The organism is Edaphobacter aggregans DSM 19364 (genome assembly GCF_000745965.1).
Taxonomy (GTDB): Bacteria; Acidobacteriota; Terriglobia; order Terriglobales; family Acidobacteriaceae; genus Edaphobacter; species Edaphobacter aggregans.
This window is the reverse complement of record NZ_JQKI01000005.1, coordinates 152372-178259: the sequence shown is the minus strand read 5'-3', so window position 1 is coordinate 178259 and position 25888 is coordinate 152372. Positions and strand designations below refer to the sequence as shown.

The 25888-nt window shown below is 61.7% G+C and carries 27 protein-coding genes and 1 tRNA gene; 7 read left to right on the top strand and 21 right to left on the bottom strand.

Annotation, left to right across the window (positions count from 1 at the left end):
• Positions 1-4: 4 nt before the first annotated feature.
• The 9 genes from Q363_RS04695 to Q363_RS04655 form a co-directional block, all read right to left on the bottom strand.
• Positions 5-1027, bottom strand: coding sequence for a methyltransferase (locus Q363_RS04695; protein WP_035348209.1), 1023 nt, complete (start codon positions 1025-1027; stop codon positions 5-7).
• A gap of 477 nt (positions 1028-1504) precedes the next feature.
• Positions 1505-1990 (bottom strand): 50S ribosomal protein L9, encoded by a 486-nt coding sequence (gene rplI, locus Q363_RS04690; RefSeq protein ID WP_035348198.1) that lies wholly within the window; start codon positions 1988-1990, stop codon positions 1505-1507.
• 51 nt (positions 1991-2041) lie between these two features.
• Positions 2042-2389 carry a 30S ribosomal protein S18 gene (gene rpsR, locus Q363_RS45340; RefSeq protein ID WP_035348196.1) on the bottom strand — a complete coding sequence of 116 codons (348 nt, stop codon included), beginning with the start codon at positions 2387-2389 and terminating at the stop codon, positions 2042-2044.
• Between the two features lie 162 nt (positions 2390-2551).
• Positions 2552-2992, bottom strand: a complete 441-nt coding sequence (gene rpsF, locus Q363_RS04680) for a 30S ribosomal protein S6 (protein WP_035348194.1) — start codon at positions 2990-2992, stop codon at positions 2552-2554.
• Between the two features lie 87 nt (positions 2993-3079).
• Positions 3080-3700, bottom strand: a complete 621-nt coding sequence (pth, locus tag Q363_RS04675; protein WP_035348190.1) for an aminoacyl-tRNA hydrolase — start codon at positions 3698-3700, stop codon at positions 3080-3082.
• Positions 3701-3769: 69 nt separating this feature from the next.
• A complete protein-coding gene (locus Q363_RS04670; protein WP_035348188.1) occupies positions 3770-4450 on the bottom strand; it encodes a 50S ribosomal protein L25 in 681 nt (226 codons plus the stop codon).
• Positions 4451-4618: 168 nt separating this feature from the next.
• On the bottom strand, positions 4619-5656 hold the full coding sequence (locus Q363_RS04665; protein ID WP_483782884.1) for a ribose-phosphate diphosphokinase: 1038 nt from the start codon (positions 5654-5656) through the stop codon (positions 4619-4621).
• Positions 5657-6003: 347 nt separating this feature from the next.
• Positions 6004-6077, bottom strand: a tRNA-Gln gene (locus Q363_RS04660).
• Positions 6078-6105: 28 nt separating this feature from the next.
• Positions 6106-7281 (bottom strand): 4-(cytidine 5'-diphospho)-2-C-methyl-D-erythritol kinase, encoded by a 1176-nt coding sequence (locus Q363_RS04655; protein ID WP_035348185.1) that lies wholly within the window; start codon positions 7279-7281, stop codon positions 6106-6108.
• 106 nt (positions 7282-7387) lie between these two features.
• Between Q363_RS04655 and Q363_RS04650 the strand changes: the two genes are divergently transcribed.
• Complete coding sequence (locus tag Q363_RS04650) at positions 7388-8026, top strand: NADPH-dependent F420 reductase (protein WP_035348183.1); 639 nt, start codon at positions 7388-7390, stop codon at positions 8024-8026.
• Positions 8027-8122: 96 nt separating this feature from the next.
• Here Q363_RS04650 and Q363_RS35700 read toward each other — a convergent pair whose 3' ends face one another.
• The 5 genes from Q363_RS35700 to Q363_RS04630 form a co-directional block, all read right to left on the bottom strand.
• A complete protein-coding gene (locus Q363_RS35700; protein WP_051978367.1) occupies positions 8123-8710 on the bottom strand; it encodes a vanadium-dependent haloperoxidase in 588 nt (195 codons plus the stop codon).
• Positions 8665-9276 carry a phosphatase PAP2 family protein gene (locus Q363_RS40150; RefSeq protein ID WP_157466534.1) on the bottom strand — a complete coding sequence of 204 codons (612 nt, stop codon included), beginning with the start codon at positions 9274-9276 and terminating at the stop codon, positions 8665-8667. The genes Q363_RS35700 and Q363_RS40150 overlap by 46 nt, the downstream gene beginning before the upstream one ends.
• A 1063-nt stretch (positions 9277-10339) precedes the next feature.
• Entirely contained in the window at positions 10340-10936 is a 597-nt protein-coding gene (locus tag Q363_RS04640) for a hypothetical protein (RefSeq protein ID WP_157466533.1), read from the bottom strand.
• A 13-nt stretch (positions 10937-10949) separates the two neighbouring features.
• Positions 10950-11501: a hypothetical protein gene (locus Q363_RS04635; protein WP_035348180.1), complete on the bottom strand. Its 552-nt coding sequence runs from the start codon at positions 11499-11501 to the stop codon at positions 10950-10952.
• Positions 11498-12079, bottom strand: a complete 582-nt coding sequence (locus Q363_RS04630; RefSeq protein WP_245632037.1) for an RNA polymerase sigma factor — start codon at positions 12077-12079, stop codon at positions 11498-11500. The genes Q363_RS04635 and Q363_RS04630 overlap by 4 nt, the downstream gene beginning before the upstream one ends.
• A gap of 497 nt (positions 12080-12576) precedes the next feature.
• Here Q363_RS04630 and ggt point away from each other — a divergent pair, with 497 nt between their 5' ends.
• The 4 genes from ggt (at position 12577) to Q363_RS04610 (ending at position 18912) form a co-directional block, all read left to right on the top strand.
• Positions 12577-14358, top strand: a complete 1782-nt coding sequence (ggt, locus tag Q363_RS04625) for a gamma-glutamyltransferase (protein WP_035348179.1) — start codon at positions 12577-12579, stop codon at positions 14356-14358.
• A gap of 129 nt (positions 14359-14487) precedes the next feature.
• The gene (locus Q363_RS04620; RefSeq protein WP_035348177.1) at positions 14488-15189 is read left to right on the top strand and encodes a carbonic anhydrase; all 702 of its coding nucleotides are present in this window, start codon (positions 14488-14490) and stop codon (positions 15187-15189) included.
• Positions 15190-15314: 125 nt separating this feature from the next.
• On the top strand, positions 15315-16796 hold the full coding sequence (locus Q363_RS04615) for a hypothetical protein (protein ID WP_035348176.1): 1482 nt from the start codon (positions 15315-15317) through the stop codon (positions 16794-16796).
• A gap of 76 nt (positions 16797-16872) precedes the next feature.
• Positions 16873-18912, top strand: a complete 2040-nt coding sequence (locus Q363_RS04610; RefSeq protein WP_157466532.1) for a beta-N-acetylhexosaminidase — start codon at positions 16873-16875, stop codon at positions 18910-18912.
• A gap of 73 nt (positions 18913-18985) precedes the next feature.
• Here the strand turns inward: Q363_RS04610 and Q363_RS04605 are convergent, their stop codons facing one another.
• From Q363_RS04605 to Q363_RS04590, 4 genes are all read right to left on the bottom strand, one after another.
• Complete coding sequence (locus tag Q363_RS04605; RefSeq protein WP_035348174.1) at positions 18986-19813, bottom strand: alpha/beta fold hydrolase; 828 nt, start codon at positions 19811-19813, stop codon at positions 18986-18988.
• A 76-nt stretch (positions 19814-19889) separates the two neighbouring features.
• Complete coding sequence (locus Q363_RS04600) at positions 19890-20366, bottom strand: nuclear transport factor 2 family protein (protein ID WP_035348173.1); 477 nt, start codon at positions 20364-20366, stop codon at positions 19890-19892.
• A 106-nt stretch (positions 20367-20472) separates the two neighbouring features.
• A complete protein-coding gene (locus Q363_RS04595; RefSeq protein ID WP_211256116.1) occupies positions 20473-21270 on the bottom strand; it encodes an SGNH/GDSL hydrolase family protein in 798 nt (265 codons plus the stop codon).
• Between the two features lie 11 nt (positions 21271-21281).
• On the bottom strand, positions 21282-22067 hold the full coding sequence (locus Q363_RS04590) for an SGNH/GDSL hydrolase family protein (protein WP_245632036.1): 786 nt from the start codon (positions 22065-22067) through the stop codon (positions 21282-21284).
• An 84-nt stretch (positions 22068-22151) separates the two neighbouring features.
• Between Q363_RS04590 and Q363_RS04585 the strand changes: the two genes are divergently transcribed.
• A complete protein-coding gene (locus Q363_RS04585) occupies positions 22152-23006 on the top strand; it encodes a sugar phosphate isomerase/epimerase family protein (RefSeq protein ID WP_035348172.1) in 855 nt (284 codons plus the stop codon).
• Positions 23007-23088: 82 nt separating this feature from the next.
• Here the strand turns inward: Q363_RS04585 and mddA are convergent, their stop codons facing one another.
• Together mddA and Q363_RS04575 are read right to left on the bottom strand one after the other, a co-directional pair.
• Complete coding sequence (mddA, locus tag Q363_RS04580; protein ID WP_035348170.1) at positions 23089-23853, bottom strand: methanethiol S-methyltransferase; 765 nt, start codon at positions 23851-23853, stop codon at positions 23089-23091.
• A 3-nt stretch (positions 23854-23856) separates the two neighbouring features.
• On the bottom strand, positions 23857-24054 hold the full coding sequence (locus Q363_RS04575) for a hypothetical protein (RefSeq protein WP_035348169.1): 198 nt from the start codon (positions 24052-24054) through the stop codon (positions 23857-23859).
• Between the two features lie 146 nt (positions 24055-24200).
• Between Q363_RS04575 and Q363_RS04570 the strand changes: the two genes are divergently transcribed.
• Positions 24201-25412, top strand: coding sequence for an alpha/beta hydrolase (locus tag Q363_RS04570; protein ID WP_051978365.1), 1212 nt, complete (start codon positions 24201-24203; stop codon positions 25410-25412).
• A 178-nt stretch (positions 25413-25590) separates the two neighbouring features.
• On the opposite strand, the gene Q363_RS04565 is transcribed toward Q363_RS04570, so the two are convergent.
• On the bottom strand, positions 25591-25800 hold the full coding sequence (locus Q363_RS04565; protein WP_035348167.1) for a hypothetical protein: 210 nt from the start codon (positions 25798-25800) through the stop codon (positions 25591-25593).
• Between the last annotated feature and the right edge of the window lie 88 nt (positions 25801-25888).

The following is a 25888-nucleotide window of genomic DNA, read 5'->3' as shown; positions in this document are numbered from 1 at the left end:
CGCGCTACCCCTTCACCCCCACCACCATCGAGTCCGGCCCCACCAGGTGCTCCACGTAGCACTCCGCGAAGCCCGCCTCCTTCATCCATCCCATGCAGTCGGCGCCCGTGTAGTCGAAGCCGCCCTCCGTCTCAATCAGCATATTCAGGCTCATCATCAGGCCAAACGAGTTCTTCGAGCGGTCGTCGTCGATGATCGCGTCGTACACGACCAGTGCGCCACCGGAGGGCAGGGCATCGAAGGCCTTCTTCACCAGCATCTTCTTCTCGTCCAGGTTCCAGTCGTGCAGAATGTGCCCCATCGTGATCACGTCCACGGCGGGCATCGGGTCGGTAAAGAAGCTTCCCGGCTGAAACCGCACGCGGTCGCTCACGCCATTGGCCTCGACGTACTCCTCGAAGATCGGCCCGCACTCCGGCAGGTCGAACCCGATGCCCGTCAGGTGCGGATTCGCAAGTGCAATCTGCGTCGCCAGGTCTCCCTGCGCCGTTCCCACGTCGGCAAACGTCTTGTACTTCGCCCAAGGAAACTGCTTCGCAATCGCGATGTTCGCCTCATGGCTCAGTCCCGACATCGCCTTCAGAAACCCACGCAGCCGCGCCGGATCCGCATACAGAGCCTCGAAGAACGGAGCCTCACCGTGCTTCGCCTCGTTCTGCAGCCGTCCCGTGCGCAGTGCCTCGGTCAGGTTGCCCCAGAAGCGGTACAGCCGCGCGTTCGTCATCTCCAGCATGCCGCCGATATAGTTCGGCTTGCGCCTGTCCAGATACAGGTCCGTCTCCTCGGTGTTGGAGTAGGTGTCGTCGGTGCGCCTCAGAAAGCCCAGCGCAACCAGCGTGTCCAGAAAGTCCCGCGCCGAGCGCTGATGCAGCCCCAGCCTCCCCGCCAGCTTGTCGAACTGCTGCGGCCCATCTGCCAGCTCGGTAAATACACCCATCTCCACCGCGCTCAACAGCGCCTTCGACTCCCAGAACGCGAATCCAGTCTGCAGAATGTGGTCCGGAGTCGGACCCGCCTGTGTCGTCAAAACATGCCTCCAGAGCGCAGGTCACGCTTCGCTCCACGCGAAGCAGCGCCTCTTCGCGCTCACTTTCTCGGAAAAGTCTGTCAAGGGGCCCGACACCGCCCGAACGGCCAGGTGTTCGCTACAAACCTAACGTAAGCAACGACTTCTGCGCCAATTAATAAATCGCGCAAAAGCGCCGACTAATTACCGTCGATTTTTCTACAATAGAACTAGATCGAAAAAGGAACGCAGCCCAACGGGTGTCCGCTGCCTTCCGATCACTATAACCCTTTTAATTTCAATATTTTGGCCCATAACCCATGTGCAATCAATATTTTGCATCGAACCCATCCCGCAAGTCGTTCTAATTCAATATCTTGCAAATTAAAGGGGGAGGGGGAGGGGGAGGGGGAGGGGGAGGGGCAAAACGAAAACACCCGGCGCGAAGGCCTGAGCCTTCACAACCGGGTGCTTCTGAACCTCTGGGGTTGAGGGTGATTACTCTGCTTCGGCGGCAGCCGAAACAGCCTCGGCCTCAGGCTGGTCGCCCTTGACCGTCACCTTCACGTGAGCCGTCACCTCGCGGTGCAGCTTCACCGGAACGTGGTACTCGCCGAGCGACTTCAGCGGATCGTCCAGCGCGATCTTGCGGCGGTCGACCGTGAAGCCCTTCGCCTCAAGCTCCTTGGCAATGTCGGCCGACGTCACCGAGCCGAACAGGTGCTCGTGCTCGCCCACCTTGCGCTCGAAGACCAGCTCGACCGCGTCCAGCGTCGTCGCCAGCGACTCGGCGTCGACCTTCTCCTTGGCCGACTTGCGAAGCGCCGAGCCCTTCATCTGCTCGATCACGGCCTTGTTGGCTGCCGTGGCCTCGATGGCCAGCTTCTCCGGCAGCAGGTAGTTGCGCCCGTAGCCGTCCGCGACCTTGACGACATCGCCGCGGTGACCGAGCTTCAGTACATCTTCCTTCAGAATGACTTCCATGGAACTCTCTCCAATCTCTTCTTGCCGCTCGCCCGCGCAAGCGGAGCAAAATTAGTAGCGCGTCGCGAAGGCAAGCAGGGCGATGTTGCGCGACTGCTTGATCGCCAGCGAAAGGCGGCGCTGATGCCGCGTGCAGACGCCCGTCAGGCGGCGCGGAACAATCTTGCCGCGCTCGGCCACAAAGCCCTGAAGCAGGCGAACGTCGCGGTAGGAGATCGCGTCGATCTTCTCCGTGCAGAACTTGCAGACCTTCTTGCGACGGAAGAACTTCCGTCCGCCAGGTCCGCCGCCAGGACCGCCTGCGGGGCGCGGTGGGCGCGGGCCGCCAGGGCCTGCGGGGCGTGGTGCGTGAGGAGCGGAGTGCTCCGTGGAGTGCGTGCTCGTCGTCTCGTCAGCCATTGTCGATTTCCTCTCTCGTTCGTTGGTGCCGTCTTACCGCTCCAGACACGCCGTGGAGTCTCTGGACATGCTCCGCGTCAGCGGAGGCACGGAAGCGGTTTCAGGCGATGGGTACTGCTTCACGCGATGGCGAAAACCGTACCGCAGAATCTCTCGCGACGTTTAGACCGCGGCTGCGGGCTCCGTCGGGTGCGCCTCAGGGGCAACATGCGCATGCGCCTCCGCGCTCTCGACCGGTGCCGCGGCGACCGGTAGCGTGCTGCGCTTCACCTTGGTATCGCGGATCGCCTTGACCTTGGCCAGCCGCTTCTCCTCTTCGTCGATGCGGACGGTGATGAACTTGATCACCTGCTCGGAGACGCGCAGACGGCGCTCGATCTCGCCCATCAGAGAGCCGGCGGCGATCACCGTCATCAGCACGTAGAAGCCGTCGTTGAACTTGCGAACCGTGTAGGCCAGGCGGCGACGCCCCATCTTCTCGGTCGACTTCACCTCTCCGCCGCCGTCGGTCACGTTCTTCTCAAAGCCTTCGATCAGCTTGTCGAGGTCTGCCTCTTCCACGTCCGGACGGACGATGTACATCACTTCATAAGTGCGGTTCATGCGCTTCACTTCTTTCTGCGAAGTTCTGCTTCGCACCGGCGAGCATCGTACCACTCGCTCGGTATGGAATCTACTGCGTTGGTCCTTCTACTTCCCGCCGCCTTCGCCCTGTTCCGGCTCTGCGCGACGGTTGAACTCGTTCATCGCGGCACTGACCCCCTTGGTCAGCACCGTCTCGACCGCCACCTTCACGCGATCGAGCACCTCATCCAGCACCGCAAGCTCCTGCTTGCGCATCGGCGTCAGCAGATAATCCCTGCCTCCCGCCTTGATCTCTCGTCCGTCCTCGAGCGCGGGCTTGCCCACGCCGATTCGGACCCTGATCCACTCCTCTGTCCCGAGCGCACCGGAGACCGACTTCACTCCGTTGTGCCCGTTCGCCGAGCCGCGCTGTGCAATCCGAAACTGCCCCAGCGGAAACGCCAGCTCGTCGTAGAGAACGATCACGTCCTTCGTGACGTCCTCGATCTCCAGTTCCTCAACCAGCGCGGCCACCGAAAGCCCGCTCAGGTTCATGTACGTCTCCGGCTTGGCCAGCAGAACATCCTGCCCTGCAAACCTCGCCCTCGCCGTCAAAGCCCTGCCACGCCGATTGGTGATCACCACACCGCAATCTTCCGCGATGCGATCCACTGCCAGAAACCCGGCGTTGTGCGGCGTGAACTGATATTCGATTCCAGGATTCCCAAGACCGACGATCAGCTTCACGCCACGTTCTCCAACACAAAGGAAGAAGGAGTTCTACTCCCTGCTCCTTCTTCCCTAATCCCTGTTCTGTTACTTCTTCTTCGCCTCAGCAGCCGGAGCAGCCTCAGTCTCGGTCTTGCCCTTCTTGGCGACCTCAGGCTCAGCCGGAGCAGCCTCGGCAACCTCAGCCGGAGCCTCTTCCTTGATGATCGTCACGTGCGCAACCGTCGCGTCCTCATCGCCCAGGAACTTGATCGAACCCGAGTGAGGAAGATCGGCGATGCGAACGACGCCATGCAGTTCGACACCGGTCACATCCACGTCGATATGGCTCGGAATGTCGCCCGGAAGGCACTCGATCTCGACCTCGCGCATCACGTGTTCGATGATTCCGCCCTGCGTCTTCACGCCCACGGGAACGCCGATGAGCTGCACCGGAACCGAGACGCGCATGACCTTGTCCATCGCGATGCGCTTCAGGTCGATGTGGAGCAGCTTGCCCTTGATCGGCTCATTCTGCCAGTCGACGATCATCGCCTTGCTCGCCGCTCCGCCCTCGATGTTGAGATCGAAGATGGTGTTGTGGCCCGACTCCGAGTGCAGAATCTTCGTGATCACCTTCGGATCGACCGTAACGGCGACCGAATCCAAGCCTGCGCCGTAGACAACCGCGGGGATCTTGCCCGCGACGCGAACGCGGCGAGCCGCATTCTTGTTGAACTTGCCCTCGCGCGGTGTGGCGACGACTGCTTCGACGGTTTTTGCTGCCATGATTTGCTTCTTCCTTTCGGGCACGAAGAACAGTGGTTAGTGATTAGTTGTTAGTGGATAGTGAGAACCACGCCAACGCACGACCGACCTTTCTGCTCTCCACTCCGTTCGCGGCGCTGCCGCTAAATTTTTTGCTTCTACCAACCACTAACAACTAATCACTAACAACTAGTTGAACAACGAGCTGACGCTCGTCTCCATGTGGATGCTTTCAATCGCCCTGCCCAGAAGCCCTGCGATCGACAGCACCTTGATCTTCGCCAGCCCGCGCGCCTCTTCGCGCAGCGGAATGGTGTTGGTCACGACCACCTGCTTCAGCCGTGACTCTCGTATGCGCTCAATCGCCGGGCCCGAGAGCACCGGGTGCGTCGCGCATGCGTAAACCTCTTTCGCGCCCTGGTCCAGCAGCGCATCGGCCGTCTTCACCAGCGTTCCGGCCGTATCGATAATGTCGTCGAGGATCAGGCATGTCCGTCCGCGTACATCGCCGATCACGTTCATCACCTCGGTGACATTGATGTCCGTCCGCCGCTTATCCACGATGGCCAACGGTAAATCCAGCTTCTTGGCGAAAAATCTCGCCCTCTCCACGCCGCCGGCATCCGGTGACACCACCGTCAGGTCCGGCAGGTTCAGCTCCCGGAAGTAGCTCACCAGCACGGGACTGGCGAACAGGTGATCCACCGGGATATTGAAAAACCCTTGAATCTGCGCTGCGTGCAGATCGACGAGCAGAGCGCGGTTCGCACCGGCCGTGGTCAGCAGATCGGCAACCAGCTTCGACGTGATCGCCACGCGCGGCCGGTCCTTGCGGTCCTGCCTGGCATAGCCGTAGTACGGCATCACTACCGTAATCCGCCCGGCCGATGCGCGCTTTAGCGCGTCCATCATGATCAGCAGCTCCACGAGATGCTGATCCACCGGCCAACACGTCGGCTGCACGAGGAATACGTCCGCACCGCGAACGTTCTCGAGCAGCTGAAACTGAACCTCTCCGTCGGAGAAACGCTGCAGACGGGCCTCGCCCATCGGCACTCCGACGAACTTGCAGATCTCCTCGCACAAAGCGACGTTTGAAGATCCGCAAAAAATCTTGAAGCGCTTTGGCTCTGGAATCTTTCCGGAGCGCTTCTTCTCCGGACTCGCCTTGCCCGCCTGCTCGACGGGGTGACCATGCAAGGAGCTCGTGGGCTCAGGCTGGGAGATTGGTTCCTGCTCCTCAACCTGACCCGGAATAGGGGATAGAACTGCAGTCGCGTCTTGTTCGTTCACGTTGAAACCTCCAGAGGCTGGTTGACCTTGAATAGTTCCTGCTGCGTTTGTCTTGCCGGAGCCTTGTTGCGACTCCGTTCTTCTCAAAAATCCTTGTTGCGAATCCCTGAAACTGCCTAAGACTGTTCTTCTCAACTGCTCGCTTCCTGTTCACCGGCCCGTTTCTTCTTTTTTGTCTGCGGGCCGCAGGAATCAAACTCATCTGTCTCGGCGGCGACGTTGCTGCCGCATAGACCCCAAACTCACTCACTCATCGCCGGCGAACGAGGCGAACGACTCTTTGGCTGGGCGACTAGGATTCGAACCTAGACAAAGTGCTCCAAAGGCACTTGACCTACCATTAGTCGATCGCCCAGTAATCCTCCGTGTCGCGAAACGCCAGGTCACCCTGCGAACATTCTCGTCCAGTACTCGGCGCGGGGCAAGGTCTTCGTCATCAGGGCCTTGATCCCAACGTCCATCCGAGCATCCAGAACGCGTCGTTGAGCCGCTCTTGCATCCGCCTCGGACCGGTAAAGTCCAAACAGAGCCGAACCCGAACCCGAGAGCGCAGCGTACATCGCAGCCTCGGAACCGGTACCCATCAATAAACGCTTGATTTCACGCAGAGAGGGATAAGCAGGAAAGACGACCCGTTCAAAGTCGTTTTCAACCCCGGTGCGGACAAGCGCGAGAAGGGTATTCTCCGCCAGATCATCCACTTGACCGCCCTGATGTTTATCAGAGCCTCCCTGATCGTCGGCCGTTTCGCCGGCAGGGCTCGAGCCACGGATGATACCGGAAGTGCCTGGCTCCGCATACAGCGATGCGTAAGCGAGACTCAACTCATATAGTCTATCGGGTTTACCGGCTTGAGTCAATGAACCGGGATTCTCTGGGGGCGCCACAAAACCGGGTGCCCCATATCTGGCAGCCTCACCGCCAGATGTGGGTTCGCAGGATGCCTCAGGCACTTCCCCTACTCCCTCTCCCCTCCCCCCTACTCCCTGCTGTAAAGCGTCCCAGTCCCGAAAAGCCTGCGGGGTCGAAACCCCCAGCTCCGGAACCGCCACCACACAGAAAACAGAGGGCATATCGGGCAAGGGAACCACCTGCTCCCCGCGCCCCAGCCCCAACACGGACCCACCCAGCAGAAACAACGGCACATCCGACCCCACCTCACCCGCCAGCCGCAGCCGCTCTGCCCCACCCAGCGCGACGCCAAGCTCCCGCTCCAACCCAATCAGCGCCGCCGCCGCATTCGCCGAGCCCGCCCCCATCCCACCCTGCACCGGCAGCCACTTATCAATATGGACCGTGACCTCAGCCGCCACCCCGAGCCTTGCCAGAGCCCGCTCCACCATCTTCCAACACGTATTCCGGCCGTCCGTCGGAACACGCCCATCGTTCGTCGTCAGCGTAATCGCCGTCTCCGCCGCCCGCGCCGCCTCCACCGTCACCAGGTCATGCAGCTCCAGCGTCTGATACAGCGTCGTCAGCCCATGAAAGCCATCCGGCCGCACTGGCCCAATCGCCAACCCCAGGTTGACCTTTGAATAAGAACGAACACGCGTCGACATGCACCTTCGATTCTACCCATGCCGCCATCTAACCTCCCAGCGCCGACAAGGTCGCGAGGCTGGCCGTAGCATCAACGCCGCATGCTGTGGCGGAAGGAGTGGGCGTATGAAAGTCGGAATCATCGGATCAGGTGATGTAGCCAAAGCTCTCGGCAGCGGATTCCTCAAGCACGGCCATCAGGTGATGCTCGGGACCAGGACGCCCGCCAAGCTCGCGGAATGGAAAAACGCGAACCCGACAGGGCTGACCGGCACTTTTGCCGATACCGCCGGCTTCGCAGAACTTGTCGTCTTAGCCGTCAAAGGCACAGCGGCAGAAGAAGCTCTCCGCGAAGCCGGCGCAGAAAACCTAAAGGGAAAAACGGTCATCGATGCGACGAACCCGATCGAAGACGCGCCTCCCTCAAATGGAGTCCTGAAGTTCTTCACCGGTCCAAACGAGTCGCTGATGGAAAAGCTGCAGACCGCGTTTCCTCAGGCGAACTTCGTCAAGGCATTCAACTCCGTCGGAAATACCCGCATGGTGAACCCGAGCTTCAAGGAGGGCAAGCCAACGATGTTTCTCTGCGGCCGCGACGACCAGGCAAAGGCTTCGGTCGCGCGCATCCTTGATCAGTTCGGCTGGGAGACGGCGGACATGGGTGGCCCCGAGGCCGCCCGCGCCATCGAGCCGCTCTGCATGCTCTGGTGCATCCCCGGCTTTCTTCGCGACGAATGGACCCACGCCTTCAAACTGCTGCGCTGAGAAAGCTCAGCAGCCTGAAGGCAAGAGTCTTCAAACCGCGGCATATTTCAGAAGCCCACGACCTCAGCCGCCTGACGAAACCGCTCGCGCCGATGACTACTCGTCATCATCATCATCGTGTTCGTCGCAATCGTCGTCGTCGACCGAGCGCAGGAAGTGGAAGAAGACCCAATTGGCCACATGGCGACCCTGCTTCCTCGCCTGCACGTCCGCAAAGCGGAAGTGGATTCCCTGATAGATTCGGGCTTCGACCACGTCCGCGGCGGCATCGGAGAAGCGGTTATACGTGCGCACCTGCTGCAGCGCCGCTGGGTTCGTCGTGGTCACGGAAAAAGTCATCTCGTCCGTCCCAAAGAAGAGGGCGAGGGCACGGGTTGCGGCGCCGCTGACGTTATTGGCCCCGGAGGTGTACTCCGGATAATTCGGATTATTGATCAGCGGTTGCCAGTTCGCGTCGCCATCCGTCCGCGGATTGCCGTCATGGTCGCCCTCCTGAATGGCCGTGACGGGTCGCCAGGAGACATAGTGGAACTTTGTGTCCCAGGCGGTGATCCCAGCATCCGCCATCGACAGGTTAACCAGCGCGAACAGCCGCGCGCTGTCATCCATGTTGTGAACATGTGCGGCGGCGATGTCCCTCAGGACACGGTTCCAGAGCACCTGGTAGTTGGCGGCCCAGAACAAACCGAGGTCGGTCTGCGCTGGGTGCGGGTGCTGTTGGACGCGGCGCCCAGGGCCTTGACCTCGTTGTAAGCAATCGCGTACCGCTTGCTCTTTAGAGAGGGCGGCGGAACGGCGCGAAACTGTGAGGGACTGGTTAAAGTGAAGGGTGTAACCGTGGCCATCCACGGCGCCAGGGCCGGTGAATTGGATGGCGGTGGTCCTGGGAGATAAGAAGGTGTCGGGCGCCAGACGCCGGGGTCGGTGCCGCCGGTGAAGGGCGGCGGGTTCGGTGGAAAACTCCCGTCATTGGCTCGCAGGGCGATGATGCCGGCAGCGGCCTGTTGGCCCACAGCCACGCCGGGATCGCTCTCCGACAGACCGTGAGCCGCCAGATAGTCGTGGTAGGTCTTGTCCAGGGACATAGTGAGTAAAGGGAAGCGGTTTACTAGAACATCGTGCGTGGCCTTCGCGACGGCTGCCGCCGGCGAGCCGGTGGCTCCCTGGATGTGTACGTGGTACGGCCTGAATCGGCCATTAATCGCCTCGACGGCGTCATACACCGCGGCCTGGGACCATCGCGCTGTCAAGGACGGCGGTCGGCCCGGGATGGGACGGGGAGCTGGCGATTGCCTGTATGGCTATCGCATTCCAATCGGTTACCGCGTCGGCTCGTACGACCGACGCCGCCGCGAGCAGAATCGCAAAGCCAAGTGTGAGCGCACAGCATCTTCTCAATAGTCGCATTTCTATCTCCTCTCCGAGGGGGCCCGCCAGATTAGGGGCAAAACAGAGGAGCGCGCTGACTGAATGGAGGAATGGGCCGGAAGAGGGGACGAAAAACGCTGCACCTCTCGCTATGCCAGTTGAAAGCGGACTATACGCCGGGTTTCAGAAAAACGTAAAGTAATTTGTTGGAGGCCGGGCTTGCTTGCAGGTCAGGTCAGACCACTGAGCATCTGATCTCGTTCCATGCGCGATTGGCAGCCGCAGCCGTCATTCACTAAACCAACAGAGCAAACAGAAAAAACCCGCCCCTTTTGGGCCCAAGGGACGGGTCTCTTCCGCTAAAGCGACTGCATTCTCAAACGTTGAACCTCAGGCGCGGAAATCACGCGCCGCGTACCGGGGAACGAGGTGACCGAACATCGATCGGTCTTCCATTCCGGCAAATCGCCTGGCGAGATGCCTCCCTGGCTCCGTCATGCGAGGACTATGTTAACGTGGTCCCTGCCCTCGCGCGGATCACCCGAGAGGCCTAAACCTTATAAGGCGGACTGTGTCCGCTACCACGACTGTTGCTGATCTGATAGGAGATCTGGCGACCCTTCACCAGCACTTCGTAAAAGGGCAGGTTGTGGGTTCGGGTTTTTGCCATGCGGTTTCCTCCTAACACCGGCAAACGCTCTTCGTGCACTTTCGCCAATGCCGGCGTTCTCCATAAGACGTACCAACTACAAGGAGGTTGTCCACTTTTTCAACACTATGCAATTTTTTTCGCGTCAAATTCCCATAAAGTTCCATTTGGACTATCTATCTTGTCTTCTCACCGTCGTCGCGACGATTCTGCGCGGAAAAAATGTGGACCGGTCTTGTTGTTTCGAGCGTCAACAGTCTCATCGTCTGTGTGATCGCGCTGCAAAGGGCCCAAGGCTACCTCTCCACCACCGGCGTCACCGCAAGCTCGATCTGCAGGGTCTTCTTCGAAGACAGATCGTCCGAGCTGAAGATGACCTTGCGTCCTCCAATCGGAACCTCGACGTCTCCCCCCCAGCGATTCTGCTGGATCGTAGGATTTGCTTCCGTGCGGGTCGCATCGAAGCTGCTAATCTCTGCCGAGACCTGCATCGCCAGACGATTGCCTTTCACAATTCGAACCCGGCTGACGTCAAAGTTCGCCCCAAGATCGAGATAGGTGAAGCTGTTAGCCCCGGTCGATATAGGAACCCTTGCGCCCGCTCGAATATTGCTGGTCCCTCCCCACTTCGAAGATTCTGTGGTCGTCATGGTGTCGTACTTCCGGGCATTCACGACCTTGCCGTTTTCGTCCAGCTCTCGCGCAGTAAACGTCAGCTGAAAACCCCTCTCATCCTGCGCTGGCTCCGACTGAGCGACCGGCTGAGCGGGTGCAAGTTGCGACGGTGTCTCCGCGCCCTTGCCTGCAGACTGTCCCCGACCTTGCACTGCTGTCGCCAATATCGCGGCCATCGCCATCCACCGCATCGCCTGCCTCATGTATCTCTCGCTCATCTCCATCTCCTGTCTAAAGTGGCTTGATCTCAATCGCAGCTACGACCAGCGGCTGCTCCTGCTTCGCCTTCAGCTCCTGCATCGCCTGCGCAACCGCAGGAGGCGACACCGTCAACGGCTCGATCTTCTGTGTGACCGCAGGAAACGTATCCAGCTTGGGCAGGCGCTCCTCCCGACCCTGCGAATCCCCGGGCCTGGCCGCCTCCACACGCACGCTCTCAACTCTCCTCCCCGCGTGCCGATTGCCGGAGGTGGTCTTCACGGGCGAGGGAACTGGCATCTCGCCCGTGGGATTTGTGCGCGCTGGAGTGGATGGAATCGAGGCAGCCTGCGGAGGCAGAACAACGTTTTTGTCCATCCTGCGCTGACTGAGCTCCACAACGACCCCGACCACAAGGCATGCCGCCAGCGACGCTCCGGCAATCCAGCCCATACGCTGCCAATCGAAGCCTTGCGCGCCTTCCTCGCGAACCCTGGCCAGAATTCTCTGCTCCATGCCAGCCCGCGGCTTCCCCGCAACACGGTCCTTCAATACCTCATCGAGAAGATCATCAAACTCTCTCATCGCCGCACCTCCCGAGCCGCCGCGAACCTCTTCTTCAACTCCGCCCTGGCCCGCATCACCCGCGTCCGTACCGTTCCCTCGGGAATCCCCATCACCGCCGCCACCTCGCCCGAAGTCATCTCCTCGATCGCGCTCAGCACCAGAGGCTGGCGCAGATCCTCCGGCAGCCCGTCGATCATCAGCCGCAGCAGCTCTCGTTCATCTCCTCCTGCTGCCAGCTCCTCTGGACTCTCTCCACCAAACGCGATCTCTGCCGCATCCTCCGTCTCCCGCCTCGGCGCCAGCCGGTCCAGCGCAACCCGCCACACCGTCCGCGCCAGAAACGCCCCCTCATTCTCCATGCGTCGCCAGCCATCTCCCCGGTACAGCTTCAGGAACGCCTCCTGCACCGCGTCCTCGGCATCGTGAGCATTACGCAGCAGGCTGTAGGCCACGCGAAACATCCGCCGCGCGTTCCGCTCTACGAGCGCGGCGAACTCCGCGTCGCGCTCGGCTATCCGCCCATCCGTCAACGCCGTCCGCCCCGTCCGCACATGCTCTGTCCACTCCGCCGTCACATCCATCTCGCACGCTCTCATCCACTAAGACCGTCCCCACCGCCAAACCGTTCAGCTTTCTTTTTTACTGCCCGATCCCCGAAAAACTGGGGAAACTCCGCTGTCAAGCCCCCGCCACCCCTCCAAACCCTCCAAATTCGCTTCAACCATAACAAAACAAGTAAGTTACCCCAAAAAGCAAATCCGCACCGGGGTTGCCGATCAATTACCCCTCCTACCCTCCGTTCGATATACTTAAATCAGCAATCAAACAAAGCGATCCGAAGGCCCCGGACGATCCGTCCGGGGCCTTTCTCTTTCCAAATGAAGACTTTACGAAAGTAAATCCAATACTGCCCCAATAAAATCAATACCTTGCACGGGAGGAACGACCGAAGTACAAAACTAACATCAAATAAATGAATACTTTGCACAAATTCAGTGGAGGGGAGGGGTGCTTGCGGCGGACCCAGTCCGACAAATCCGGTCCGGCAAGTTATGCTGTCCTCAGCACCCATCCAAATCAGCCGGAGCAAGCCTTGGGCCCAGCAGCAGCACGCATCTCTGCACTCCTCGCCGTTCTAGTCACGGTCCCGGTCCTCGCGCAGCAGCCGAACGTCCAGCCCGTCCGCGCACCGCACGCCATGGTCGTCACCGTCGAGCACAACGCCACCGACGCCGGACTCGAGATCCTCAAGGCGGGAGGCAACGCCGTGGACGCCGCCGTAGCCGTGCACTTCGCCCTCGCCGTCGTCTACCCCTTCGCCGGCAACCTCGGCGGAGGAGGCTTCATGCTCATCCGCGATCGGCACGGCAACGCGCACTTCCTCGACTACCGCGAGAAGGCCCCCGCCGCCGCCACCCGCGACATGTACCTCGACCCCAAGGGCAACGTCATCCCCGACATGTCGCTCGTCGGCTACAAGGCCAGCGGAGTCCCCGGCTCGGTCGCCGGCATGGCCTATGCCCAGAAGCACTTCGGCAAGCTGACCCTGGCGCAGGATATGGCCCCCGCCATCCGCCTCGCCACCGAGGGCTTCGTCCTCTCGGCCCCCGAGGCCACCGGCCTGCAAAGTAAAAACGTCGCCCGCTTCCCAGCGTCGGAGAAGATCTTTCAGCGTGATGGCAACTTCTACAAGGAAGGCGAGACCTTCAAGCAGCCCGAACTCGCCGAGACGCTCAAGCGCATCGCCAAAGACCCCGACGAGTTCTACAAGGGAGCGATGGCGAAGCAGATCGCCGACTACGAGAAGGCCAACGGCGGCATCATCACCGCCGAAGACCTCGCCGCCTACGAAGTCAAAGAACGCGAGCCCATCCGCGGACGCTATCGCGGCTACGACCTCATCACCGCGCCGCCCCCGTCCTCCGGAGGCATCGTGCTGGTCGAGATCCTCAACATCCTCTCCGGCTTCAACCTCACGAAGCTCGGACCCGGAGGCTCGGAATCGAAAGACCGCTCCGCCGCGCAGGTCCACATCATCACCGAGGCCTTCCGCCGCGCCTACATGGACCGCGGCGACTACCTCGGCGACCCCGACTTCAACCAGCTTCCACTGAAGCAGATGGCAGACCCGAAGTACGCCGCCGCTTGGCGCGCCTCGATCGACCCCAACAAGCCGACCCCGAGCAAGGACCTGATCCGCCCCGCCGGCTTCCTTCCGCCGCCGCCGAGCGTGTCGCCGGCAAAAGAGTCCACCGAGACGACGCACTTCTCCATCGTCGACGCCGAGGGCAACGCAGTCGCCAGCACCACCACGCTCAACGGCGGCTTCGGCTCCGGAGTCACCATCGAGGGCCTCGGCTTCCTGATGAACAACGAGATGGACGACTTCACCTCGAAGGTCGGCGTGCCCAACGTCTACGGCCTCATGCAGAGTGCCGCCAACTCCATCGGCCCCGGCAAGCGCCCGCTCTCCGCGATGACGCCGACCATCATCACCACGCACGCCAGCCTCTTCCATCGCCCCAGGCTCGCCTACGTGATGGGAACCCCGGGCGGCTCCACCATCATCACCACCGTCGCCAACGACATCATCAGCGCCATCGACAACGGCCTCAACATTCAGGCCGTCGCCGACGCCCCGCGCTTCCACCACCAATACCTTCCCGACCGTCTCGACTTCGAGAAGAAGTTTCCCGACGACGTCGTCAGCCAGATGAAGGCGATGGGCTACACCACCAACCGCAACCAGGCAGCCGACGACAAGAGCCCCGGCCTCTGGGGCGACAGCGAGCTGATCGCCGTCGACCCAAAGACCGGCGAGCTGATGAGCGGACACGATTCGCGACGCAGCTACGGCAAGGCGGCGGGGTACTAGCCCCGCTGCCGAATGGATGAAGCATCGCGGCAAAGTTTGTCGGATTCTGAAACGACACCGCGCAGCAACCGGCATATGATGGCCCGGTAACGCAAAAGCACTGCACTTGACTGACGGGAGGTTCTCGTCATGCAGAGCACCAGTCGCCGCAGCTTTCTCCTCGCCGGCAGCGCCGCCCTTGCCTCTTCCACGCTCGCAGATGCGACAGTCTTCGCCGCGCCCCGCGCCACACCCGCTCCGCCGCCTGACGAGGTCTTGAAACTGATGCTCGCGGGCAACTACCGATTCGCCACCGGCGCATCGACGCATCCGCGCCGCACCCCCGCGGACTTCAAACCCCTGGCCGCCGGACAGAGTCCCGTCGCCTGCATCGTTGCCTGCGCCGACTCGCGCGTCACGCCTGAGATTCTCTTCGACCTCGGCATCGGCGAGCTCTTCGTCGTGCGCGTCGCCGGCAACTACGTCGATGGAGCAGGACCATCGGTGAAAGGTTCCGTTGAATACGCCGTCGCCGAACTCGGCGTCTCGCTCATCATGATCCTCGGCCACTCCCAGTGCGGGGCCATCAAGGCCGCGATCCAGCACCTGCACGACAACGACGCTCTTCCTGGCGCAATCAACGACCTCGTCAACGCCATCAAACCCGCCGTCACCGCAAGCGAGCATCTGCCTGGCGACCAGCTTGAGAACGCCATTCGCGCGAACGTCCGCCGAGGAGTCGACCGCCTCAACGGCCTCGGCCCCGTCGTCGCTCCTGCCGTAGCCTCAGGCAAGATCAAGGTCGTCGGCGCAGTCTACGACCTCGGCACCGGCAAGATCGCGATGATCTAGTGCAAAAGTCTGGACTCCTCCATGCGGGCTAGCCTAAGCTGGTCTGGTACTTGTCCCCGATGCCACAACAGCTTCCAGTCGCTGAAACGAAACTGCGCACCGCTCCAACAGAGACCCGTGCAACGATGCTCGTGTTGCTCGGCGCGGCGGCCTATCTATATCTCAATCTTTTTGCGCTGCCGTGTACGCCTTACCTGCTCGGTGGTGACCAGGTCTACTTCTGGCTGGATGCCCAGCACATGCTGTATGGCCAGCGCATCTACCAGGACTTTCTTGAGTTCACTCCTCCAGGCACTGATCTCTTCTACTTTTCCCTCTTCAAACTCTTCGGGTTTCGCATCTGGGTCGCGAACGCCGCAGTTCTGGCCCTCGGCGTCGCCTTCTGCTGGATATGCTTTTCGCTCGCCATCGGCCTCATGCGTCGTAACTCTGCTCTTCTCGCCACGGCTCTGTTTCTCATACTCGTCTATGGCAAAGCACTGAACGCCACACACCACTGGTTCAGCGTCCTCGCAGTCATGGGTGCTGTAAGAGTCAGCTTCACCAGATTGAACCTGCGCACCGCGGTACTTTCGGGAGCCATCCTGGGCCTGGCCTCGTTTTTCAACCAGACTCACGGAGCCGCAGGGTTGTTCGCCTTCGCCGTGTTCCTTCTCTGGAGAAGGTCGCACCTGAAGAGTTCCTGGACTGACCTGCTTCGGAACGAAGCGGGGCTTCTCTTCAGCTTCGTGTTTGCACTCCTTGTGCTTAATGCACACCTTATCGCCACAGTAGGGCTGAGGCAGATCGGGTACTTTCAGGTCACCTATGTCACGACGTATGTCGTCAATCTCTCGCAAGGCTCCTTACTGGGCTTGCCCAAGCCTCTCTCCTGGCAGACACTCCCTGCCCTGACTCCCTATCTCGCGGTCTACATCTCGCTTCCGGCCGTCTATCTTCTAACGCTTTGGCGATGTCTGCGGGAACAGTTCAACTCCTCATTCCCGTGGGACCGAACCGCGCTCTTAGCCATGGTCGGTCTCTCCTTCCTTGCCGAAGTGTCTCTGAGCCTGAACTGGCTGCGACTCTATGCTGTATCTCTTCCTGGCATCGTTCTGCTGATCGTCACGCTCGATCAAGCAACAAAACTTCGTCGCTATGTCTTCGCTTTCATCTGGATCGCAGTCATCGGTCTCGCTGTCCGTCAGAGCATCATCACTCACCGCAGCCAGTCACTGAGAGCCAGCCTCCCCGGCGGTGCAACCGCCCTCGCCCCGCAGGCCTACGAGAAGCTCCAATGGATCATGCAGCACACTACCCCGGGAGAGTTCTTCTTCCAGGCAGGCTGGCCTGGAATGTATCTCCCTCTGCAGCTGCGGAATCCTCTTTACCTGAACACCGCCTACGCCGCTCGCCCGCAGGATGCCGAACAAGCTGTCCAGCAGCTGAGGGCAGCGCGCGTTCCGTTCATCCTCTGGACAGAGCACCTCGACTCCAAGTGCGATCCCGGCCGTCCCTGTAATGACGGCATCGCGCCCATTCGCGACTATCTCCATAGGTCGTATGTCCGTGTACGCACCTTCCCCGATGGCGATACCCTCTGGCAGAGAACCGCGGCACACCCGTAGCCTCTTTTCTGCCACGCGGCGGCCCGCAGACCGTATAGTTCTCTAGACGACTTCAAGCAACCGGAGAGACCACTTCGTGAAGACCCTCGCAGCGGCAGGCATCCTCGCCATGGCAGCTTTGACATCCTCTACGCTCCCACTCCACGCACAAGCTGCCTTCGTCAACACGCTGATGCCGCAGCCCGCGCACCTGACCACGGCCGCCGGCTCGCTGCCGTGGACCGACTCCATCACGGTCGGCGTGCCGCGCTTCCACGATCAGCGCCTCGACGACGCTATAGCACGCACACTCGAGCAGATCGAGCGCAAGACCGGCGTGCATCGCCAGCGCAGCATCTCCACCAGCGGCGACTCCACACTGGTCATCGACGTCGACGGCGCAGGCGAGGCGATCCAGTCGCTCGACGAGAACGAGTCCTACACGCTCACCGCGACGCCGTCGAAGGTCACCATCCACGCCGCCACCGTCGTAGGAGCCATGCGCGGCCTCACCACGCTGCTGCAGCTTGTCCAGACCGACGGCCACACCTTCTTCGTCCCAGCCGTCAGCATCGACGACTCGCCTCGCTTCCGATGGCGCGGGCTGATGATCGACGTGGGCCGCCACTTCGAGCCGGTCGACGTCATCAAGCGCAACCTCGACGCCATGGCCGCCGTGAAGCTCAACGTCTTCCACTGGCACCTCACCGAAGACCAGGGCTTCCGCATCGAGAGCAAGCTCTTCCCGAAGCTCGCAGGCGAGGGCTCCGACGGCCTCTACTACACGCAGGATCAGGCGCGCGAGATCGTCGCCTATGCGCGCGCCCGCGGCATTCGCGTCGTGCCTGAGTTCGACATGCCCGGCCATACCCGCGCGTGGCTGGTGGGCCACCCCGAGCTCTCGAGCGACCCCGGCCCCTACACCATCCGCCGCGAGTTCGGCGTCGAAGAGGTCGCGATGGACCCCACCAAGGAGAGCACCTATCAGCTCCTCGACGCCTTCTTCGGAGAGATGGCGACCATCTTCCCCGACCCCTATCTCCACCTCGGAGGCGATGAGACACCCGGCACGCAGTGGAAGAACAGCCCGCACGTCGTTGAGTTCATGCACGAGCACAACTTCAAGACCACCGAAGAGCTGCAGACCTACTTCTCGCAGCGCGTGCTGGAACTGGCGAAGAAGCACGGCAAGCACATGGTCGGCTGGGACGAGATCCTGAACCCCGCGCTGCCCACCGACGCTATCATCCACTCCTGGCGTGGCGCGCAGTCGCTGTACGACGCCGCGCAACGCGGCTACCAGGGCATCCTTTCCCAGCCCTACTACCTCGACGGCATGAAGTCCGCCGAGGAGCATTACCTCGCCGACCCGCTTCCCGCCAGCGCCAATCTCACTCCGGCGCAACGCCAGCTCGTGCTTGGCGGCGAGGTCTGCATGTGGGGAGAGCACGTCAATCAGCTCTCCATCGACTCGCGCATCTGGCCGCGCACGGCCGCCGTCGCGGAGCGTTTCTGGTCGCCTGAGTCAGTGACCGACGTCGACGACATGTATCGCCGCTTGGCCGTGGAATCGCTGCGCATTGAGGCACTCGGCCTCACGCAAATCACGCATGAGGGCGCCGCGCTGCGCGAGCTTGCGGGCACTGAAGAAATCAGCGCCCTGCGCACCTTCTCGTCAGCGCTGCAGCCGGTCCCCTTCGGCGAGCGCTATCGCGGACAGCACACCGACCAGCTCACGCCGCTCGACAACCTGGTCGATGCGATCCGCCCCGACCCGCCCTCGCGCCACCAGGTCGCCATGCTTGTACGCGACCTGCTGAAGTCTCCCAAGACCAACACCGCCGCACGCCCGCAGCTGAAGAGCATCTTTCAGGCTTGGGCCGACTGCGTGCCTGCAGTGGAGGCGCAGATGAACCGTTCGCCCCTGCTCGCGGAGGCGCGCCCGCGAGCCCAGCAGCTCGCCGGCCTCGCACGCACAGGCCAGCAGGCGCTCGACTACCTCTCCGGCGCGAAGAAGGCCCCCGCAGGATGGAAACAAGCAAAGCTGGCCGAGATCGAGGAAGCGCGCAAGCCCCAAGTGCTGGTCCGCTTCACCTTCCTCGACCCGTTGCACGACCTCGTCAACGCCGTCCAGTAGCAGCAGCAGTCACGGCAGGACATGCAATGCGGGTGCCCCAGGTCTCGCTTCTGAGACCTGGGATCATCACCGGCTACCTCAGGAAGTCCACCAGCAGCGGATTCAGCTTGTCGGCATGCGTCGTCACCAGACCATGCGGCGCGTCTTCGATCACCACCAGTCGGCTTCCGCGAATCGCCTGCTGCAGCCGCTGCGACGTTCCTTCCAGCGGCACACTTCTGTCCGCGCCTCCATGAACGATCAGGGCCGGCACATTGATCTTGGCGACATCTGGGCGAAAGTCCGACCACCACGTGCAGATGCACTTCAGCGTCCCGATGGGCGAGGCCATCGACGCAATCTGCCACGCGTAATGAAGGTCTTCCTCGGTCAGTCGCGTGCCCAGCAGGGCACCGGCGTTGTACATGTTCTCCAAAAACGTGGTGAGAAATGTGAGCCGGTCCTTCTTCACTGCCGTCTCCAGCATCGTGCGCACGTTCAGGTCGAGTCCCGCAGGGTTCTCGTCCGACTTCATCAGATACGGCTGCACTCCCCCGATAAAGACGACGCGGTCGATGTTCATCGAGCCGTAACGCCCGATATAGCGCGCCACCTCGCCTGCGCCCATCGAGTTTCCCACCAAGGCCACCTCCCGCAGATCGAGGTGCTTGATCAGCTTGCGCAGGTCCTCGGCAAACGTGTCGAAGTCATAGCCGGTAATCGTCTGAGAGGATCGCCCAAACCCGCGCCGGTCATACACCACCACGCGATGCCCGGTCTCCACCAGCGGCGGAATCTGCTTCTCCCACTCGCGCCCGCTCAGCGGAAAGCCGTGAATCAGAACAACCGGTTTTCCTACTCCGTGGTCCTCAAAATAGATGTCGATGTTGCCCGCATCTCGCCCCACCGTCAGGTACGGCATCCCGTTCTCCCCTCGCGTGTCGTCTTAGCAACGATTCACTTCCACGAGACAACTCCCCAAAGACCGCAGTGCAGCACTACAATCCCAGATCGCTCAGTCCCGGATGATCATCCGGTCTTCGCCCGATCGGCCAGTGATACAGGCGGTCCGACTCGTTGATCGCAAGATCATTGATACTCGCATGCCGTGCCTTCATCAACCCATTCTCGTCGAACTCCCAGTTCTCATTGCCGTAGCTGCGCCACCACTGGCCATGGTCGTCGTGGCACTCATACGCAAACCGCACTGCGATTCTTGCGCCATCGAACGCCCACAGCTCCTTGATCAGCCTGTATTCCAGCTCGCGTGCCCACTTGCGCGTCAGGAAGGCGACGATCTCCTCACGCCCGTTCACAAACTCCGAGCGGTTCCTCCATCGGCTGTCCACCGTATACGCCAGCGAGACACGCTGCGGATCGCGCGTATTCCACCCGTCCTCCGCCAGTCGAACCTTCTTCACCGCCGTCTCGCGTGTGAAAGGTGGAACCAGCTTTATCGGTGCATTCTCGGACATTGCGGCCTCCTGCGGCATCGATTACGTCGCCACTACTCTACACCTCATCCAACGCCGCAGAATCAAACTCTCATTTGCATACCGCGAGGTGCCGTGCCGCTAGCGTCTACTTCGCCAGCGCCTCTGCGATCGCCTTCTCGGCCAACGGAGCCATCACCGCATAGCCCTTCGCCGTCGGATGCACTCCATCCCCAGCAAGCTCCGGATCAAGTCCGCCCTTCGCGTTCGCCATCGCCGAGTAGTAGTCCAGATACACCAGGTGCTCGCGCTCGCACATCGCCCTCAGGCGCGCGTTCATCGCGCGAATCTGCTCCGCCGGCTGCGCCCCTGGCCTCCAGCTGTAGTGGTCCGCCGGAAGAATCGACGACACCACCACCCTGATGTTGTTCGCCTGCGCAATCTCCAGCATCGACAGAAAGTTGTCCTCGATCATCTCCGGCGTCGAGGGCCCCGTGTTGCCGGCGATGTCGTTCGTGCCTGCCAGAATCACCACCACCGCAGGCTTCAGATGCACCACGTCCTGCTGAAAACGCACCAGCATCTGCGGAGTCGTCTGCCCCGAGATTCCGCGCCCCACATACGGCTTGCCCGGAAAGAACTGCTCCGGCTTATTCGCCCACGCATCCGTAATCGAGTCGCCAAAGAAGACCACGCGCTCTTCTCCCGCTGCTGGTGCGGGCAGCGCTGCGTCCGCGTCGCGATACCGCCCCAACTGCGGCCAGTCGTTTACCTTCGCCTGCATGGTGGCGATCTGTTTCGCCGCATCCACCGGTGCAGGCGCAGCCCCTGCTGGAGGTGCAGCCGGAGCAGCTGGAGCAGGTGCGGGTGGCTGCGTCGCCTGCGCGAAGCCCGTCGCCGTCATACACGCCACTGTCGCTAGTACCATCGAGCGCAAAATCATCATCCCTCGTCTCCTCACGGTTGTCCCTTTCCAAGTGCCCGATCGATCGCCACCTGCGTCAGCGGCTCCATCAGGGCATATCCCTTGGCGTTCGGATGAACGCCGTCCAGGTGCAGTCCATCCTTCATCCCGCCGTCAGCGTCAGTCAAAACGGTGTACACGTCGAGATACGTCGTGCCGTGGCTCGCGCAGTAATCCTTCAGCCACGCATTCAGCGCGCGAATCTTCTCAGCCGGCTTCAGGCCTCGCCGCCAGGGAAAGTCCGTCGACGGCGTCACCGACGTAAAGATCACTGCAATCCCATTGGCCTTCGCCAGCTCCGCCATTGACTGCCAGTTTCCCTCGGTCATCTCAGGAGTCATCGGTCCCATGTTGCCCGCGACATCGTTCGTTCCCCCCAGAATCACCACTGCCTTCGGATGCAGGTCGATCACATCCTGCCGGAAGCGGACCAGCATCTGCGCCGTCGTCTGCCCCCTGATGCCGCGGTCGATGTAAGGCTTGCCCGGGAAGAACGCTCCGCGGGTCTTCCAGAACTCGACGATCGAAGCGCCGTAGAAGACCACACGCTCCTCACCCGCCGCAGGTTCCGGCACCGCGGCGTTTGCTTCGCGGTAGTAGCCAAGCTGTGCCCAGTCGGCAAGCTTCTTCTCCAGCGCATCCACCTGGTGCTGGGTCGGCAACGCAGCACTGGGATGAGGCGCCTGAACGGCTCCGCCTTGCGCCCACAGCGTCGCTCCCAGAATCCCAATCGCCGCCGCTGCGGAGATTCGCCGCATCTCATTGCCCTTCAAGGTCACGGCCACATCCTATACGCTCGACGACTCAAGTACATCGGAGAAAGAAGCCTTAACAGCCCCGGCTGTTGTATTTTTGAAAGCACCATGCAGCCCGGAATCTCCACCCACATCTTCCTCTCCCAGCGACTCCACTCCGGCCTGCTCGACGCTCTTCAGCGATCCGGCGCCGGAACCATCGAGCTCTTCGCCGCGCGCCATCACTTCGACTATACCGACCGCGCCGTCGTCCGCGAGATCGCCGCCTGGTTCCGCGACAGCGGAACCGCCGCCACGCTGCACCAGCCCATCTTCACCCCGGAGCTGTCCGAGCGTTGGTCGCGCCACGTCCCCGCCACCCTCTCGCTCATCTCACCCGACAAGAGCCTCCGCATCGACGCCATGGACGAGGTCAAGCGCGCGCTCGAGGCCGCCGAGATGATCCCCATCTCCGCCATCACCCTGCACCTCGGCCTCAAGGACGACCCTTGGGACACGCGCGCCATCGAGAACTCCCTCACCGCCATCGAGCACATTAAGGCCTTCGCCCACCCGCTCGGCGTCAAGGTGCTCATTGAAAACCTTCAGAACGAAGTCACCACGCCCGAGCACATACTCGAGATCCTCAACGTCGGCCACTTCGACAACGTCGGCGTCACCCTCGACGTCGGCCACGCGTACCTGAGCGACACCGGCCTCGAACACGCCTTCGAGCTGCTCAAGCCGCGCATCCGCGAGCTGCACCTGCACGACAACTACGGACTCCGCGACGAGCACCTCTGGCCCGGCTCCGGCTCCATCGACTGGGCCAGCATCTCCCGGCTCACCGCGTCGCTCCCCGCCGAGGTCCCCGGCATCCTCGAGATCGCCCACGACCTCAACGAGACCGCCGAGTCTGCAACCACAAAGGCGACGGCTGCCTTCGACCAGCAGCTCCGTCTCGCTGAGCAACTCGGGGCCTGATCAACAATCTGTCCGCCGCTGGCAACCGACGTCGCAGCGCAACAGCGTCCGGCCCCTCACCGGACGCTGTGCACCTCGGCCTTCACCGGACGGTGTGCAGGTCCCCCTTCACCGTCTCCTTCGCTCCGCCAATCGGAATCAGCATTGGCACGCGCTTTCTGTACTCTTCATACTCTCCGTGCGCCCGCACCAGGTCGCGCTCCTCAAACTGGATCGCCACCAGGATGTACGCCGTCGTCATCACCGCGAACACAAGGTGTGCGACCGTCATCACCGGAGCCGCCCAGAAGACCATCAGCCATCCCACGTACAGCGGATGGCGCACCACCTTGTACAGTCCCGGAGTGCCGAACTTCAGCGGCTGATACGGCTCGTCCTTCAGGCGGAACCACACCTGCCGCAGGCCGAACAGATCGAAGTGGTTGATCAGGAACGTTGCCACCAGCACGACCAGCCACCCCGCCGCATACAGTACCTCAATCGCGCCGCGGCCATAGGGATTCTCCACGCTCCATACCACGCCGCCCATCGGCTCCCACTTCCAGAACAGCAGCAGCAGCGCCAGGCTCGAGAACAGCACATACGTGCTGCGCTCCACCGCCGGAGGAACAAAGCGCGTCCACGCGTTCTTGAACCACGGCCGCGCCATCACGCTGTGCTGCACCGCAAACAGCCCCAGCAGAGCGAGGTTGATCGCCAGCGCGTAGCCCAGCGGCATCTGCGGACCGGAGTCGATCGACTTGGGAACGCCGAAGTTCCCCAGAAAGCCGACGGCATAGAGAAACGTTGCCAGGAAGACGACATAGCAGAAAGCACCGTACAGAAATGCTGTAACTCGTCCTAACATGTCTTACTCCTTCACCTCTGCCGGATCGCCCGGCGGAATCATCACCTCTACGACCGATGCATGCATCCATGGCCACCGCGGCGCTGCGTGCAAAGGCAACGGAACCGCGAACTCTCCCAGGAACGACAGCGCGCACAACCCGCCGGCGATGCCGAAGTAGCAGACAGCGCCGAACAGAAACTCCATGCTTCGTTTCGACATTTCTTTTTGTCTCCTTCGTGTCATTTGGGCGTCTCAGGCATGCAGATACCGCAGAAAACAGGACGACAATGCGTCTATTACCGCCTACCTGTGCTCCCCACGTCCTTTGGCAGCGCTGACTTTTTTCTGCTATTTTTCTGAGTAATGTGAACTCAGAAGCGAGCACGGTCTTTGAGTTCGGTCCCTTCCGGCTGGAGCAGAGCGAACACCGGCTGATGCATAAGGACCGCCCGGTCCCGCTCCCAGGCAAAGCATTCGACACCCTGAGTGTGCTGCTGGAGCGTCATGGAAAGCTCGTCTCCAAACAGGACCTGATGGACGCCGTCTGGCCCGAGAGCGTCGTCGAAGAAAACAATCTCGATCGCAACATCTCCACCCTGCGCAAAGCCCTCGGCGAACAGTCCACCGGCGAGCCCTTCATCGAGACCGTGCCGCGCGTCGGCTATCGCTTCATCGCGCCTGTAAACGTCGCCACACCGGGCCTTCTGCGCCGCCGCGCCGAAGATCGCGAGCCCGAACCACGCCACGAGATCCGCTTCTGCGTCACTCCCGACAACGTCCGGCTTGCCTACGCCACCGTCGGCTCAGGCCCGCCCATCGTGCGCGTCGCAAACTGCTTCAATCATCTCGACTTCGAGTGGGGAAGCCCCATCTGGCGCCACTGGGTCCGCGACCTCGCCCGCGGCCACAGCCTCCTCCGCTACGACGGCCGCGGCAACGGCCTCTCCCAGCGCGATGTCGACGACTTCTCCCTCGACGCCTGGGTCCAGGACCTCGAGACCGTCGTCAACGCCGCCCGCCTCGAAACCTTCGCCCTGATGGGCCACTCGCAGGGCAGCTCCGTCGCCATCGCCTACGCCGTGCGCCATCCCGAGCGCGTCTCGCACCTCATCCTCTGCGGAGCCTACGCCCGCGGCGCCTGCCACCGCGAAAGCGCCGAACTCCTCGAAGCCCGCCGCGCCCTCGAAACCCTCGTCGCGCTCAACTTCGGCAAGAGCAACCCTGACTTCTTCCACTTCGTCACCAGTTTCTATATCCCCGAGACCCGCACGCCCGAAGAGCAGGAGTGGTTCAAGAACCTCCAGCTCATCTCCGTCTCCTCGCGCAACCTCGTCCGGTTCATGCGAGCCTGCGACGAGATCAACATCCGCGATCTGCTTCCGAAGGTCACCGTCCCCACCATCGTCTTTCACAGCCACGGCGACCGCGTCGCCCCACCCGAAGAGGGCCGCATCGTCGCCACCGAGATCCCCAACGCGCGCTTCGTCCCACTCGCCAGCGGCAACCACCTCCTGCTGGCCGAAGAACCCGCCTGGAAGGTCTTCCGCGAAGAACTCGAATCCTTCCTACGCAGATAGCTCCACGACAAACCACCGCCACAACAAAGCGCTTCTGCTTTTGCACTTGCTTCTGCTTTGCACTTGCTTTTGCTGTTGTTCTTGCTTCTGAGGTAGGCCCGGGCTTCAGCCCGGGCACTCTCCGCATCCCAAAAATAAAGGGGCTTTAGCGGCTGAGGTATACCGGGATAAAGCCCGGCTAACTGTCCTTGCGATAAAGCAGATTCTTCATCGCCGCCCGCCGAGCCGCATTCGCCTCGCGATCACCCTTCAGTGCATCGCCAGTAGCAGCCGAAGCATCCTCCTCCGGCTCACTGCACTCCGGACAACGATTAGCAAACCCAGGTTTACCCGGCTTCAGCTCAAACTCCTCACCACAAACAGCACACGTCTTGATCGGGAACGGCATAACACCGTTATTTTAACGAAACCAGCCCATCCCTGCACGCTCTCCAAAGAGGTGTCATCCTGAGCGGAGCGCAGCGAAGTCGAAGGAT